The organism is Microbacterium lacus (genome assembly GCF_039531105.1).
In the GTDB taxonomy this organism is placed as follows: Bacteria; Actinomycetota; Actinomycetes; order Actinomycetales; family Microbacteriaceae; genus Microbacterium; species Microbacterium lacus.
This window is the reverse complement of the sequence record NZ_BAAAPK010000001.1, coordinates 1,015,573-1,029,434: the sequence shown is the minus strand read 5'-3', so window position 1 is coordinate 1,029,434 and position 13,862 is coordinate 1,015,573. Positions and strand designations below refer to the sequence as shown.

The window sequence follows — 13,862 nt, the reverse complement described above, 5'->3', positions numbered from 1 at the left end:
TCTCGGCGGGGAGGCGGAGAGGCGGAGCGGCGGGTCAGACCAGGGACTCCCGCCACGCGGCGTGCAGACGCGCGAAGCGCCCGTCGCCGCCGATGAGGGCATCCGGAGCGTCATCCTCGATGATCTCGCCGTGTTCCATCACGAGCACCCGGTCCGCGATCGCGACCGTCGACAGCCGGTGCGCGATGATGATGGCGGTGCGGTCGGCGAGCAGGGTCTGCAGCGCATCCTGGATCATCCGCTCGCTGGGCATGTCCAGCGATGCCGTCGCCTCATCGAGGATCAGCACCGCCGGGTCCGCGAGGAAGGCCCGGGCGAACGAGATCAGCTGACGCTGGCCCGCCGAGACCCGGCCGCCGCGCTTGTTCACGTCGGTGCTGTATCCGTCCGGCAGCGCCTCGATGAACGCGTCCGCCCCGACCGCCCGCGCCGCGGCACGGATCTCGTCGAGCGTCGCGTCGGGCTTGCCGAGCGCGATGTTGTCGGCGACCGTTCCGCTGAAGAGGTAGGCCTCCTGCGTGACCATGACGATCGCGCGGCGCAGGTCCTTCGGGTGGAGGGAGCGCAGATCCACGCTGTCCAGCGTGATGCGTCCGCTCGTCGGGTCGTAGAACCGCGACACGAGCTTCGCGAGCGTCGACTTGCCCGCACCCGTCGTCCCGACGAGCGCGACGGTCTGGCCCGCCGGCAGGTCGAGCGAGAAGTCCGGGAGGATCGTGCGCCCGCTGCTGTACGCGAACTCGACGTCTTCGAACCGCAGGTGTCCGCGCGCCTTCCACAGATCCACGGGCTTGACCGGGTCGGGAACCGTCGGCTCCTCCTCCAGCACACCCGAGACCTTCTCCAGCGCCGCCGTGGCGGACTGGTAGGAGTTCAGGAAGAACGCCACCTCCTGGAGCGGCGCGAAGAAGTTCCGCACGTACAGCACCGCCGCGATGAGCGTTCCGATGAGCATCGAGCCGTCCACGACGCGGATGCCGCCCCACAGCAGCACGATCGCGACGGTGACCGAAGCCACGGCCATGAGCCCCGGCTCGAAGGTGCCGAACAGGCGGATCGAGCGGATGTTCACGTCGCGGTAGTCGCTCGCGAGACCGCCGAACTCGTCGTCGTTGCGCTCCTCCTTGCGGAAGGCCTTGACCGCGCGGATGCCCGTCATGGTTTCGACGAACTTCACGATCACCTTCGCGCTGATCACACGCGACTCGCGGTACACGACCTGCGAGCGCAGGTAGAACCACCGCATCAGCAGGTACAGCGGCAATCCCATGACCACGAGGATCACGCCGGACTGCCAGTCCAGCAGCAGCAGCGCGATCAGCGTGAACCCGCCGTACAGGATGCCGGAGACGAGCTCGTTCAGCCCGCCGTCCAGAAGCTCGCGGATCGTGTCGAGGTCGCTCGTCTGCCGCGAGATGATGCGCCCGGACGTGTACGACTCGTGGAATTCCAGGCTCAGCCGTTGCGTGTGCAGGAAGATCCGCTTGCGCAGATCCAGCATGATCGCCTGCGTGAGGCGCGCCGCGACGACGACGTACCAGCCGATGAGCCCGGCGCCGCCGATCGCGGTCAGGACATAGACGGCGACGACGCCGATGGTCGGCATCCAGTTCATCTGATCCACCACGGCCGGAAGCGCCGTGTTGATCCCGTACGCGATGAGCGCGGGACCCGCCACGCGCAGCGCGGTGGAGACGATCAGCACGACCGCCGCGAGCACGAGCTGCCAGCGCAGCGGCGCGACGAGCGATCCGAGCAGGCGCAGAGAGCGACGACGGATGCTGCGACTCTCGGCGCGCGTGTAGTCGGAGCGGTCCTCACCGCTGGTTCCTTCGACGGTGGCCGTGGTCATCGCTTCACCTCCTGTTCGCGGTTCTCGAGCATTCGCCCGGGGCCCTGGGTCTGCGCTTCGCGCTCGGCGTCTTCCAGACTCGAGATCACGTGGCGGTAGTGCTCGCTCGTGCGCAGGAGCTCCGAGTGCGTGCCGACCGCCGTGATCCGCCCCCCTTCGAGGAGTGCGACACGGTCGGCGAGGGTCACGGTCGAGGGGCGGTGGGCGACCACGAGCGCGGTCGTCGCGTGCAGCACTTCGCGCAGCGCGTCCTCCACGAGGGCCTCCGTGTCGACGTCGAGGGCGGAGAGCGGGTCATCGAGGACGAGCACCGCCGGCCTCGCGGCGACAGCCCGCGCGAGCGCGAGGCGCTGGCGCTGTCCACCCGAGAGCGACAGCCCCTCCTCGCCGATCACCGTGTCGACGCCCTTCGGCAGATCGTCGACGAAGTGCGCCTGGGCGACCTGCAGCGCCTCGCGGAGAACCTCTTCGGCCTCCGCGCTGCCGGGCTCGAGATCCTCCCGGCCGAGCAGCACGTTCTCACGCACGGTCTGCGAGAACAGCGTGGCGTCCTCGAACGCCATGCCGACATGGGTGCGCAGCTCCTTCAGGGTGAGGTCGCGGACGTCGACACCGTCCAGGGTCACGCGGCCGCCGGTCACGTCGTACAGGCGCGAGGGCAGGGTCGTGAGCGTGGTCTTGCCGGATCCGGTGAGACCTACCAGCGCCATGGTCTCCCCCGGACGCAGGACGAGGTCGATGCCGTCGAGCATGTCGCGCTCGGTGGGAGCGGCATCCTGATAGCGGAAATGCACGCCCTCGAACGCGAGTTCGCCCCGGGGGCTCGCGATCCGGACCGGCCGGTCGGGATCGGTGATCGTGTTCTCCTCATCGAAGACCTCGAAGATGCGGTCGGTCGCGGTGCGCGCGTCGAGCATGAAGGAGAAGAGGAACCCGATCGACTCCATCGGCCAGCGCAGCACGGTCGCCATCGCGAAGAACGCGATGAGCTCGGCGACCTGCAGCTGGCCGAGCTGGACGAGGTAGATGCCGGCACCGAGGCAGAGCGCGAACGCGAGGTCGGGCAGCAGCACGAGCCAGAACCAGATCACGCCGATCGCGCGCGCCTTGCGCAACTCGGTCTGACGCAGCGTCTCGGCCTGCTGGGTGAACTTGTGGAGCGCGTGCTTGCCGCGTCCGAACGCCTTGAGGACACGGATGCCGTGCACGCTCTCCTCGACCGACGTGGCGAGATCGCCCGCCTGGTCCTGGCTCTGGCGCGCGAGGGTGCCGTAGGTCTTCTCGAACCGGTACCCGGTGTACCAGAGGGGCAGCGAGCAGATCAGGAAGATCGTGCCGAGCAGCCAGTGCCAGCGGAACAGCAGCACCGTGCCGACGGCGATCGTGAGCACGTTGACGACCAGGAGCACGAGACCGAACGCCATCCAGCGCCGGAGCATGCTGATGTCCTGCATCATGCGGCTGAGGAGCTGACCGGACTGCCAGCGGTCGTGGAACGCCACCGGCAGACGCTGCAGACGCGAGTAGAAGCCCTTGCGCAGGTCGAATTCGACCTGCGTTGCGGGTCCGAGGACGAACCAGCGGCGCAAGTAGACCATGACGGCCTCGAGCAGGCCCAGCGCGAGCACCGCGACGGCACCCCAGACCAGCTGTGAGGGGTCGCCGGACGCGATGGGGCCGCGGACGATGACCTCGAGGACGAGCGGGATGGAGAGCGCGAGGAGGCTCGCGATGAGCGCGCTGACCGCACCCATCGTGAGACGCGGCAGCACGGGCTTCGCGAAAGGGAGGAGGCGGGCAAGGGCGCGCGGCGTGGAGAGTGGAGCGTTGGTGGTCATGATCCTTGTGGGATTCGTTCGCGGGAGTGCGGTGTGGGCGGGCGTGCGCGGTCGCCGGGCAGGGCGATCGTCGATGACGCCTGTCGAAGGGAACGTGCGGAAGGCGGGGACTATGCCCCGCGAGGGCGTGTCAGCCGAGGATTCCGGTGGTTCCGAACGGGTCGCGGAGGACTGCGGCGACCGGCGTGACGGTGACGGCGATCGTGTGCATGGCATCCTCCTTCGGTGGGCGTCCGCGGGTCGCGCGAACCAGAGCCTTCCAGAGTAGCCCGTTGATTTCGCTCGGCGCAACAACTTTCTCTCGGGATTCTGCGCCCGCCCGCCCAGACGGCCGGTTCTCTCCCGAGAATGTGGTCCCTCCGCCGAGGTGGTGGGTTCCCTCGCGAGATGGTGGGTTCTCGCCCGAGATGGTGGGTTCCCCCTCGAGATGGTGGGTTTCCTCCCGAAATGGTGGGTTTCCTGTCGAGATGGTGAGCACCATCTCGGCGGAAGGAGCACCATCTCGGCGAAAGGGGCACCATCTCGGCGGAAAGGGCACCATCTCGGCGGAGCCTGGGAACCGCGGAGACCCCGGCGACTCAGGCGGACTCGCGAGCCAACAGGCGCTCCTTCACCTCGAGTCCCCAGGCGAAGCCCCCGAGCGAGCCGTCCGAGCGCAGGACGCGATGACATGGCACATACAGCGCCGGAGCGTTGCGTGCGCAGATCGACGCCGCAGCGCGCACGGCGGTCGGCTGCCCGAGTGCCGTCGCGAACTCTGCGTACGTCAACGGGCCGCCCGCAGCGATGCGCCGCAGCGCCGTCCAGCCCGCCAGCTGCATCGCCGTGCCGTGCTGGAAGACCTCGACCTCGTCGATCGCGCTGAGGTCGCCGCCGTAGTACGCGAGCGCCGCGGACGCGGCATCCGTTCGCCCGTCGCGCACGATTTCGGGCCGGATGCGGGGATGGATGCGGGCCCGCAGCGCCTCCGGATCGGCGGTCCACCCCGACGCCAGCACGCGCCCGCGGTCATCGGCCACGATCGTGAAGGCTCCGTCCGGGGTGTCGATGGTCTGGGTCGTCGCGGTCATGACTGCTCCTTTACGGTTCCGGTCGCAGGATCCGGCGTGACGGATGTGGGCGGGTGGGTCTGCTGAGGCGCCGAAACGCTCGAGGATCCTGCGACCGGCACCCGGCGCGACGGGCGCGGCGGCGCCGAGCGCCACAGGTGCGCGGTGAGGTAGCTGCGCCAGGGTGCGGCGCGACGCGACCACTCCTCCAGGAGTCGCGGATCGGCGGGCAACCCGAGCGCGGCCGCCCCTGACCGCACCGCGACATCGCCGGGCAGGAAGACATCGGTGTCGCCGAGGACGCGCATGCGGACGTAGTCCGCGGTCCATGGTCCGATCCCGGGCATCGCGAGCAGCGCGGCGCGTTGATCGGCCGCATCGTCTCCGGGCGTCACGGTGAGCGAGCCGTCCGCGAGTGCCGCCGCGGCGCCCGTGATCGCCCGGATCCGTGCCGCGGGCCCCCGCAGCACCTCGTGCCCGCGCTCGGCGATCGCGGCCATCGTCGGGAACAGCCGGGTCTCGCCCGCGCCCAGCGCGACATCCTCGCCCAGCGCGTCGGACAGCGCCTGCAGCGCCGTCCGCGCCGCGACGACGGTGATCTGCTGGCCGACCATGGCGCGGATGAGCATCTCGTGCGGGTCGGCGGCCCCGGCGACGCGGATGCCCGGCAATCGCCGCACGCATGAGGCGAGCTCCGGATGCCGCGCCAGGGCGTCATCGATCGCCAGGGGGTCGGCATCCAGGTCGAAGAGCCGCCGCGCGCGGGCCACGAGGCTCGGCAGGTCACTCAGCTGCGTCAGCCGGGCGCGGAGGTGCACGAGGCCGTCCTCCCCGCGGCGCAGCTCGAACCACGCCGGACCGCCGTCCAGGCGGATCGTCCGCGCGAACGACTGCGCGGTCGCCGTCTCGACGCCGGTCACGGCGCGCGCCGCCATCCAGTCGAACAGGCCCGACGCGTCGAGCGGACCGCGGTACGGCAGCGCGAGGTCGATCTCACCGGGCGCGACCGCGGCTGCTGGCCCGCGTCGGCGCGCACGCAGCTCGAGCGGCGTCATGCCGAAGACCTCACGGACGGTGTCGTTGAACTGCCGGATGCTGGTGAACCCCGCCGAGAAGGCGACATCGGCGACGGGCAGATCGGTGCCGACCAGTAGCATCCGGGCGGTGTGCGCGCGGTGCGCGCGGCTGAGCGCCAGGGGTCCGGCGCCGAGCTCCGCGGTCAGCAGCCGGGTCAGGTGCCGCGGCGAGTAACCGAGGCGCCGGGCGAGGCCCGGAACGCCTTCGCGCTCGATGACACCGTCGGCGATGAGCCGCATCGCACGGGCGGTGGTGTCGCCGCGCAGATTCCACTCCGGCGATCCCGGCGCCGCCTCGGGGAGGCACCGCTTGCAGGCCCGGTAGCCGGCTTCGTGCGCGGCCGCACTCGTGGCGAAGAACGACACGTTCGCCGCTTTCGGCGTGCGGGCCGGGCAGCTGGGACGGCAGTAGATGCCGGTGGAGCGGACGGCTGTCACGAACTGGCCGTCGAAGCGCGGATCGCGCGAGAGTATCGCGCCGTACCGCTCGTCGAAGGACATGGATGCCGTGCTCACGGCTCCAGCCTGCCACGGCCCGCGGCGCCCGACTGGCGGAAATCGGACACCGCGGTTCGTTTGTCGGTCAGTCGCCCGTGACGATCGCGAACCCGCCGCTGGGCACCGGCACGGTCCGCGAGCCGCGCAGCCGGTACTCGTTGACCACGTCGCCTGAGCTGTCGTACACGACCGCCGTGGAGGGCGCGCCGGTCCATCCGACGCGAGCCGGCTTCGTGGTCGGCCCGGATGAGTGCACGAGCTCGGTGCTCCCGCCGTCGCCGACGAGCACGAGCCGCGACACCCAGGGGCGCACCAGGAGCGCGTCCAGCTGCAGCTCCCCGGCGGTCACCGCGACGGTGACCTCCGGACGATCCGGCAGCACGGCCTTCTCGAGCGACCGGGGCAGCAGCACGCCGGGGGTCGGCGAGATGCCCTGCGGGGGCGCCGATTCCTCCACCGTGCCCAGCCGCACCCGTGCGGAGGTCCACTCCGACGCGCTCGAGCGGTCCGGGCTGGACCACACGACCGGTTCGACCCATCGTCTGGTGTCGTCCTGGCCGATGTCGAACACCGCGCTCTCGCCCGCGGTCAGCGCGAGCCCGCCGCCGGACCACAGCGACTCCCCCGTCCACGCCTCGGGCGCGATGACGGTGCCGGTCGTTTCGGTGGCCGATTCCGCCTCGACGAGCTCCAGTCCGTCGCGATCGGCCACCGAGGTCACCGATGCCGCGCGCTCTGCGAGGTCGGGGCGCTGGTCCAGGGCGATCATCGTCAGCAGGCCGTGGATCGTGCTCTCGGCACCGCTGTTGCCGTTGACCGTGCCGTCGGGCTGAAGTCCGTCGTACGTGACACCGGTCGCCGGATCGTATATCCGCGCACCGGAGCGGTTCGCTCCGAAGAACCACGCGGCCTGCATCCCGGCGAGCGCCTCGAAGCCCGCCGACCCGGTCGCATCCGCGACGGCTAGGAGCGACTGCACTCGCGCGTCCGCGCCGTACGCGATCTGCACGCGGTCGGCCGGGGTGGGGAACCAGCCGTTGTCGGGTCCACCGGCGGTGAGCACCGTCGTGGAGAACAGCGCCGCGTCACGGACCGCCGGAGCGGCCAGCTGCTCATCGCCGAGGGCGACGGATGCCGCGGCCAGCGCCGCCGGCATCTGCGAGCCCCAGGCGTGCCACATGCTGCGGGACTGCGCCCACGGCAGGATCGCCCCGTAGGGCCACGACCGCTCGTCGCCCGCCGACATCGCGGCGATGCCCTCCGCGAGCCGGCGCAGCGCCACCGCGGACCGTTCGTCGTCGGGTTTCGCAGCCACGCGGGCGGCCAGGCCGAGCACCGCTTCGGCCGACGCGTCCGCGCCGTCCACGATCAGCCACGCGGGCACGCGCATCCCGTCGGATTCGACGTACTCGCCGTATCGGCTGAGTGACTGCCGCTCCACCGCGCCGAGCGAGAGGGCCAGCCGCTCCTCGAGGAAGGCGGCGAAGGCGGGGTCCGCATCCTGGAACGCGGCGTAGCCCTCGCCGAGGGCCCAGATCGTGCGGGCGAGCCAGTAGCTTTCCCCGGAGTCGGACGGGTCGGGCAGCTCGACCGGTTCCGCCGAGGGGTTCAGCGTGCCGTCCGGTTGCATCCAGAGCACGACGTTGCCGGCGTTCTCCCCGTCGGTGGTCTGCAGGTAGGTGATCGCGCGCAGCAGCTCGTAGGCGGAGTCCTTGCTCGATGACGCACCGGTCGCCTTCCAGTCGCGGAGGTAGACGACCGCCGCGCGGGCGATGTCGTCCGCGTTGTAGGCGCCCTGGCCCCAGTACCCGGTCTCGGGGTCCAGAGGTCCGCCGCCTACGCGCTCGAACGTGCCCCCACCACGGGCATCCGCATACGTCCAGGGGAGCGTGAGGGTCGGCTCCTCGGCGAGGCGGTAGGTCGTGTGCCCGTCCACCTGGGCGGGCGGGGTCGCCTGGTCGAGCAGGAAGTCCAGGTGGGCGAGATTGGTCAGCCGCCCGTCCGGCGAGGCGACCGCCGGGGCGGTGGCGGATGCCGCGGCATCCGCTCTGTCGGGTGCGGCGATACCGCCGCCGAGCACGGTCGCCAGGGCGAGGCCGCCGATCAGAAGCGGTGCGGTGCGGGTTCGGGATCTCATGATGTCTCTCCGTCGGTCACGCGGGTGCGGTGCGCTCCAGGAGCGCGACGCCGATCTTGGAATCCGCCATGCCGTAGAAGACGAACAGGCGTCCGTCGACCTCCTCGATGGCGGTGGGGAAGACGACGTTGGGCACGATGCCGCTGCGCTCGTCGTCGGTCTCGGGCGCCAGGAGCGGCTCCGAGCTGCGCGCGATGACCCGGGAGGGGTCGTCGGCGTCGAGGATCATCGCCCCCGCGGCGTAGTTGACCTTCTGCTGCTGCGAGAACGCGCTGTCGATCACGCCGGTCACGCCGTGGTGGATGACCAGCCAGCCCTCGGGCACGCGCAGCGGAGGCGGTCCGCCGCCGATCTTGAGCTCCTCGAACGCGAACTCCGGGGCGGCGACGAGACGGTGCTGTTCCCACAGGCACAGTCGGGAGAGGTCGGCCTGCACCTCGGCGAGGGGCACGTAGCTGATCCAGATCGACTGGCGCGGATCCTCGATCCCCGGAGGCACGCGGACGCCCTGACCCTCCTTGGTCTCGTCGAGATCCCACATCGGGCGGTGCAGCACGGCCAGAGCGGGTGTGCCGTCGGGTGCGGTGACCGGCTCGGGGAAGAACACGGTGTCCTTGTTGTGGAACAGGTTGAGGTCCGTGTCCAGCGCATCGTCGTAGCGGAACAGCGCGGGCCCGAGTCGGGTCCATGTGCGCAGGTCCTCCGAGACGGCGAGCGCCGTCCGCGGGCCGAGCGGCCCGTACGCGACATAGGTCATCACGTGCCGGCCGAGCGCGGCGATCCAGGTCACCCGCGGGTCCTCGACGCCGGCGTTGCCGACTCCGCGCTCCCATTCGCGATCGGGCTCGAGGACGATGCCCTCGCGCTCCACGCCGACGGGGACTCCGTTCTCGATCCGCACCTTGGCCAGTCCGACGCGGGAGACGTTGCCTTCGGCCACCAGCCGCGGCAGGAGGTACAGCTCGCCGTCCGGCCCACGGCCGGACGCGGGGTTGAGCACGCCTTCCGCCTCGCGGCTGTCGCCGGGCGCGGGCGTCATGACGACGCCCTGACGGGTGAGTGTGTACGGTACGTCGGGCATATCAGCCTTTCACCCCGGATCCGAGGTCGTTGGTGGTGAAGTAGCGCTGGAAGACGATGAACAGGGTCACCGCCGGGACGGCCAGCACCACGGCGCCGGCCATCATCGCGCCGAACGGATTGGCGGTGGATGCCGCCACGTTCGAGATGAAGTTCGCCAGGGAGACCGCGAGCGGCTGCATCGAGGCCTCCTTGGTGATCAGGAACGGCCAGAGGAACTCGTTCCACGGGCCGATGAAGGTCAGCAGCAGCGCGGTCACCAGCGCCGGTCGCACGAGCGGCAGCGCGATGCTCCACAGCAGCCGGAACTCCCCCGCCCCGTCGATGCGCGCCGCCGAGAACAGGTCGGGCGGCAGCTGCAGGAAGTACTGGCGGAAGATGATCACCGCGGTCGAGTTGATCAGGAACGGCAGGATCATGCCCGCGTAGGAATCGGCGAGGCCGAAGTCCCGGGCGATCATGACGTACAGCGGGATCATGAGCATCTGGAACGGCACCACCTGGACGAGCACCAGCAGCGCGAAGGTGGCGCCGCGTCCGCGCCACTGCAGGACGGCGAGCGCGTAGCCGGCCAGAACGCCGAACACGACGGTGCCCAGGAGCACGCCCCCGGTGAAGATGCCCGAATTCAGCAGTCCCTGCGCGAGGTCGATCCGCTCATTGATCGCGACGTAGTTCGCGCCGGTCAGGTTCGCCGGATTCGGGAACGCGCCCTTCGGCGTCGGGTCCACGTCCGCCTGCAGCGAGCCGACGATCATGTACCAGAACGGGAAGAGGAAGGCGACGGCGCCGAGGCTCAGGACGACGTACAGCGCGATGCGGCTGCCGAGTGCGCGCTTCATGAGTCGTCGCTTCCGACGAGCTTGCGCTGGATCCAGGCCAGCGCCAGCACCAGGATGATCAGGATCACGCCGATCGCCGCGGCGATGTCGGGGTTGCCCTGCTCGATGCCGCGCTGATACATCAGCAGCACCGGCGAGGTGGAGGCTCCGTTGGGCCCTCCGCCGCCGGTGAGCAGGTACGGCTCCGTGAACAGGTTCGCGCCGGTGATGGTCGACAGCAGCACGACGAGGAACGTCGCCGGTCGCACGCCCGGCACCGTCACCGAGAAGAACTGACGCAGTCGCCCTCCACCGTCGACGGCGACGGATTCGTACAGCTCCTTCGGCACGTTCTGCAGCGCCGCGAGGTAGAGCAGGATGTAGAAGCCCAGACCCTTCCACGTGACGAACAGCGCGATCGTCGGCATCGCGAGGGCGGAGTTGACCAGCCACGACGGCTGCGGGGCGAGCGGACCGAGGATGTTGTTGACGAGGCCGCCGCTGGAGAAGAGGAACAGCCAGACGGCGACCACGGCGACGGATGCCGTGACATAGGGCACGTAGTAGCTCACGCGGAAGAACGTGCGCGCGTGCACGACGCGGTCCAGGGCCGTCGCGAGCACGATCGAGAGCACCACCGTGAGGGGCACGTTGATCAGCAGGAACACCCCGACGTTGCGGAAGGACTGCCAGACATCGGGGTCCGTCAGGACGGCGATGTAGTTGTCCAGCCCCACGAAGGGGCGGTCGACCTGGGCTCCGGGGGCTGCGAAGAAGTAGTCCTGGAACGACATCCACACGGCGAAGATGATCGGCCACGCGAACACGACGATCACGAAGATCACGTAGGGCGCCGCGAACAGGATGCCGAGCGGCTGCGCTCCGAGCAGGCGTCGACGCCTGCGCGCGCGGGTGGGCGACGCGGCGGCGTCGCCCGGGCGGCCGGCCGGGCCGGGGTCTCCCCCGGCCAGGCCCGGTCGCCCCGTGACGGGGGCGGTCATCTCACTTGCCGCCCGCGAGCGAATCGACCTCGGCGGACGTATCGGACAGGAACGCGTCCACGTCCTTGTCGCCGAAGATCACCGCTTCGGAATAGCCGTCGCGGAAAGCCTGCCAGATCTCCACGGAGTTCTGCACGTTGGGGACTTCGACCGTGCGCGAGGCCTGATCGCCGAACTGCTCGTAGGCGGGGTTCTCCGCGAAGTAGTCGGGGTAGGTCGCGGTGAGGTCCGCACGCAGAGGCATCTGCCCGGTCTCCTCGAGCCAGATGCCGTCCTGCTCCTCGCTCGTGGCGTACTTGAGCACGTCCCACGCGGTGCCCTTGTTCTCGCACGCCGTGAACATGCCGACGTTCTTCGCGTCGCTGAAGGTCCAGGTCTCCTCCGGAGCGGTGCCGTCGGCCGTCGGCACCGGCACGGATCCCCATTCCACGGAGTCGCCGTACACCGAGATCGCCCAGGGACCCACGATCGCCATCGCCGCATATCCGTCGGCGAACGCGTCGCCCTGGTACTGCTCCTGTCCCGCGAGCTGCTCGTCGTAGAGCGTGCGCCAGAACCCGGCGACGGCCTGGCCGTTCTCATCGTCGAAGGTCGCGGCCCCGTCCTCGACGAGCTGCGTGCCGCCGGTCTGCGCGGCGTACAGCGGGTAGAAGTCGAACCACGGCTGGAAGAACTCGCTCGTGGGCGCAGGATTGATCGCGAACGACGCGACGCCCGATTCCTTGATCGTCCGGGCGGTGTCGAGGAACTCGTCATACGTCGACAGGGACGGGTTCTCGGCATCCAGTCCGGCCTCGGCGAACATCGCCTTGTTGTAGAAGATCATGACCGGGTTGGACTTCCAGGGCATCTGGTAGAAGGCGCCGTCCTCCGACCGGTACTGCTCGGCGAGCTCCCCGCTGCGGGCGGTGATGTAGTCCTCGCCGTCCTCGAAGTCGGAAAGGTTCACCAGGCCGCCCTGCTTCTGGAACCCCGGGACGGCAGCCGGGGAGGTGTTGAAGATCAGGCACGGCGCGTTGCCGGCGGTGATCGCGGCGCCGATCACCTCTTCGCTGGAGGCTCCGGCGGGGATCTCCTGCGCTGTGATCTGCTCGTCGGGGTGATCGGCGTTCCAGCCGTCCACCATCTGCTTTCCCCAGGCGATCTCCTGCTCGTTGTTGGAGTACCAGATGGTGATGTCACCGCGGCTGTCGGTGGCGGTGCTCGCGCCTCCTCCGCCGCCGCATGCGCTGAGAGTGAGGGCGCCGGCCACCGCGCCGGCGGTCAGAAGTATGCGTCGTCGCATGAGTGCTCCTTGGGTCAATGGCGGCCGAGGCCGCCGGTGGGGGGATGGGGTGAGACAGACGTGGATTCGCGGATGACGAGGGTGGGCTCGGCGAGCTCGATGTGCGCGACGGCATCGCCTGCCAGCATCCCGAGCAGCGCGCGGGCGGCAGCCGCCCCCCACGCGCGGGCGTCGGTCGCGACGGACGTGAGTGCGGGGCGCAGGTGACGGCCGAGCTCGGTGTCGTCGAAGCCGCTGACCGAGAGGTCCCCGGGCACGCGCAGGCCGAGGCGCTCGGCGACGCCGATCCCGGCCACGGCCATCTGGTCGTTCGAGTAGACGATCGCCGTCGGGGCGTCCGCGAGCGCGAGCAGGTCGCGGGTCGCCGTCGCCCCCTGAGCGGCGCTGAAGTCGGTTCGCACGACGCGCGAACTCATCCCGTTTGCCCGCGCGGCGTCCTCGAACGCGGCGGTCCGCCGCCGTGCGTGCAGCATCGCGTCGGGTCCGGCCACGTGCGCGATGCGGTCGTGGCCGAGGGCGGCGAGGTGCTCGACGGCGCAACGGATGCCGGCCCCGTCGTCGACCGAGACCGACGAGAACGGCGAATCGACATCGGGGCGCCCGAGGGTGACCGCGTGCAGGCCGAGCTCGCCGACCAGCGCGATGCGCTCGTCGGCGGCGCGCAGGTCGGTGAGGATGAGCCCGTCGACCCGGCGGTCCGCCGCCAGGCCGCGGTAGGTCTCCACCTCGTGTCGACCGGGGGTGGCCGCCGAGAGCACGAGCACCTGGCCGGAGACCGAGAAGACGTCCTCGAGTCCGGCGATGAGCGAGGGGAAGAACGGGTCCGCCGCGATCACATCGGTGCTGCGCCCGATCACGAGCCCGCAGGCGAAGGAGCGGCCCGTGCTGAGCGAGCGGGCACGCAGATTCGGTGTCCAGCCGAGTTCGGCGGCGGCATCCAGGATGCGGGTGCGGGCCTGCGCGGACACACCCGGCTTGTCATTGAGCGCGAAGGACACGAGTCCCTTGCTCACGCCGGCTTTGCGTGCGACGTCGGCGATCGTGGGGCGAGCCTCGGGCGACATGCACACCTCCTCGTGTGATCGATCGGTAGGACAGGGGTGACCTAAACCGGTTCAGATTCCAGTAGAACGCGCCGCCCGGTTCTGCGGCACCCCCTTGCGCGACCATGCGCGCGTCATGTATCCGCGTGCGAAGGGGTGCTCCGGAAGCAGCCCGGGCGCTC

The 13,862-nt window shown here is 70.2% G+C and carries 11 protein-coding genes; all 11 read right to left on the bottom strand.

Annotation, left to right across the window (positions count from 1 at the left end; translation table 11 throughout):
- Positions 1 to 34 precede the first annotated feature (34 nt).
- The 11 genes from ABD197_RS04815 to ABD197_RS04765 all read right to left on the bottom strand — a co-directional run bounded on the left by ABD197_RS04815 (position 35) and on the right by ABD197_RS04765 (position 13,701).
- The gene (locus tag ABD197_RS04815) at positions 35 to 1,852 is read right to left on the bottom strand and encodes an ABC transporter ATP-binding protein (protein ID WP_344052145.1); all 1,818 of its coding nucleotides are present in this window, start codon (positions 1,850 to 1,852) and stop codon (positions 35 to 37) included.
- Positions 1,849 to 3,690 carry an ABC transporter ATP-binding protein gene (locus tag ABD197_RS04810; RefSeq protein ID WP_344052143.1) on the bottom strand — a complete coding sequence of 614 codons (1,842 nt, stop codon included), beginning with the start codon at positions 3,688 to 3,690 and terminating at the stop codon, positions 1,849 to 1,851. Before ABD197_RS04810 ends, ABD197_RS04815 begins: the two co-directional genes overlap by 4 nt.
- 130 nt (positions 3,691 to 3,820) lie before the next feature.
- Positions 3,821 to 4,171 (bottom strand): hypothetical protein, encoded by a 351-nt coding sequence (locus ABD197_RS04805; protein ID WP_344052140.1) that lies wholly within the window; start codon positions 4,169 to 4,171, stop codon positions 3,821 to 3,823.
- Positions 4,172 to 4,268: 97 nt separating this feature from the next.
- Positions 4,269 to 4,760 carry a methylated-DNA--[protein]-cysteine S-methyltransferase gene (locus ABD197_RS04800; RefSeq protein ID WP_344052138.1) on the bottom strand — a complete coding sequence of 164 codons (492 nt, stop codon included), beginning with the start codon at positions 4,758 to 4,760 and terminating at the stop codon, positions 4,269 to 4,271.
- Entirely contained in the window at positions 4,757 to 6,316 is a 1,560-nt protein-coding gene (locus ABD197_RS04795) for an AlkA N-terminal domain-containing protein (RefSeq protein ID WP_344055794.1), read from the bottom strand. Before ABD197_RS04795 ends, ABD197_RS04800 begins: the two co-directional genes overlap by 4 nt.
- An 82-nt stretch (positions 6,317 to 6,398) precedes the next feature.
- Positions 6,399 to 8,450 (bottom strand): hypothetical protein, encoded by a 2,052-nt coding sequence (locus ABD197_RS04790; protein WP_344052136.1) that lies wholly within the window; start codon positions 8,448 to 8,450, stop codon positions 6,399 to 6,401.
- A 16-nt stretch (positions 8,451 to 8,466) separates the two neighbouring features.
- Positions 8,467 to 9,531 carry a glycoside hydrolase family 130 protein gene (locus ABD197_RS04785; protein WP_344052133.1) on the bottom strand — a complete coding sequence of 355 codons (1,065 nt, stop codon included), beginning with the start codon at positions 9,529 to 9,531 and terminating at the stop codon, positions 8,467 to 8,469.
- A 1-nt stretch (position 9,532) separates the two neighbouring features.
- Positions 9,533 to 10,372 (bottom strand): carbohydrate ABC transporter permease, encoded by an 840-nt coding sequence (locus tag ABD197_RS04780; protein WP_344052131.1) that lies wholly within the window; start codon positions 10,370 to 10,372, stop codon positions 9,533 to 9,535.
- Positions 10,369 to 11,352: a carbohydrate ABC transporter permease gene (locus ABD197_RS04775; protein ID WP_344052129.1), complete on the bottom strand. Its 984-nt coding sequence runs from the start codon at positions 11,350 to 11,352 to the stop codon at positions 10,369 to 10,371. Before ABD197_RS04775 ends, ABD197_RS04780 begins: the two co-directional genes overlap by 4 nt.
- A gap of 1 nt (position 11,353) precedes the next feature.
- A complete protein-coding gene (locus ABD197_RS04770) occupies positions 11,354 to 12,637 on the bottom strand; it encodes an extracellular solute-binding protein (RefSeq protein WP_344052127.1) in 1,284 nt (427 codons plus the stop codon).
- A 14-nt stretch (positions 12,638 to 12,651) separates the two neighbouring features.
- Entirely contained in the window at positions 12,652 to 13,701 is a 1,050-nt protein-coding gene (locus tag ABD197_RS04765) for a LacI family DNA-binding transcriptional regulator (RefSeq protein WP_344052125.1), read from the bottom strand.
- Between the last annotated feature and the right edge of the window lie 161 nt (positions 13,702 to 13,862).

Coding starts and splice junctions, on each gene's coding strand:
- ABD197_RS04815 (WP_344052145.1), bottom strand. CDS start 1,852: ATGACCACGGCCACCGTCGAAGGAACCAGCGGTGAGGACCGCTCCGAC.
- ABD197_RS04810 (WP_344052143.1), bottom strand. CDS start 3,690: ATGACCACCAACGCTCCACTCTCCACGCCGCGCGCCCTTGCCCGCCTC.
- ABD197_RS04805 (WP_344052140.1), bottom strand. CDS start 4,171: ATGGTGCTCACCATCTCGACAGGAAACCCACCATTTCGGGAGGAAACC.
- ABD197_RS04800 (WP_344052138.1), bottom strand. CDS start 4,760: ATGACCGCGACGACCCAGACCATCGACACCCCGGACGGAGCCTTCACG.
- ABD197_RS04795 (WP_344055794.1), bottom strand. CDS start 6,316: ATGTCCTTCGACGAGCGGTACGGCGCGATACTCTCGCGCGATCCGCGC.
- ABD197_RS04790 (WP_344052136.1), bottom strand. CDS start 8,450: ATGAGATCCCGAACCCGCACCGCACCGCTTCTGATCGGCGGCCTCGCC.
- ABD197_RS04785 (WP_344052133.1), bottom strand. CDS start 9,531: ATGCCCGACGTACCGTACACACTCACCCGTCAGGGCGTCGTCATGACG.
- ABD197_RS04780 (WP_344052131.1), bottom strand. CDS start 10,372: ATGAAGCGCGCACTCGGCAGCCGCATCGCGCTGTACGTCGTCCTGAGC.
- ABD197_RS04775 (WP_344052129.1), bottom strand. CDS start 11,352: ATGACCGCCCCCGTCACGGGGCGACCGGGCCTGGCCGGGGGAGACCCC.
- ABD197_RS04770 (WP_344052127.1), bottom strand. CDS start 12,637: ATGCGACGACGCATACTTCTGACCGCCGGCGCGGTGGCCGGCGCCCTC.
- ABD197_RS04765 (WP_344052125.1), bottom strand. CDS start 13,701: ATGTCGCCCGAGGCTCGCCCCACGATCGCCGACGTCGCACGCAAAGCC.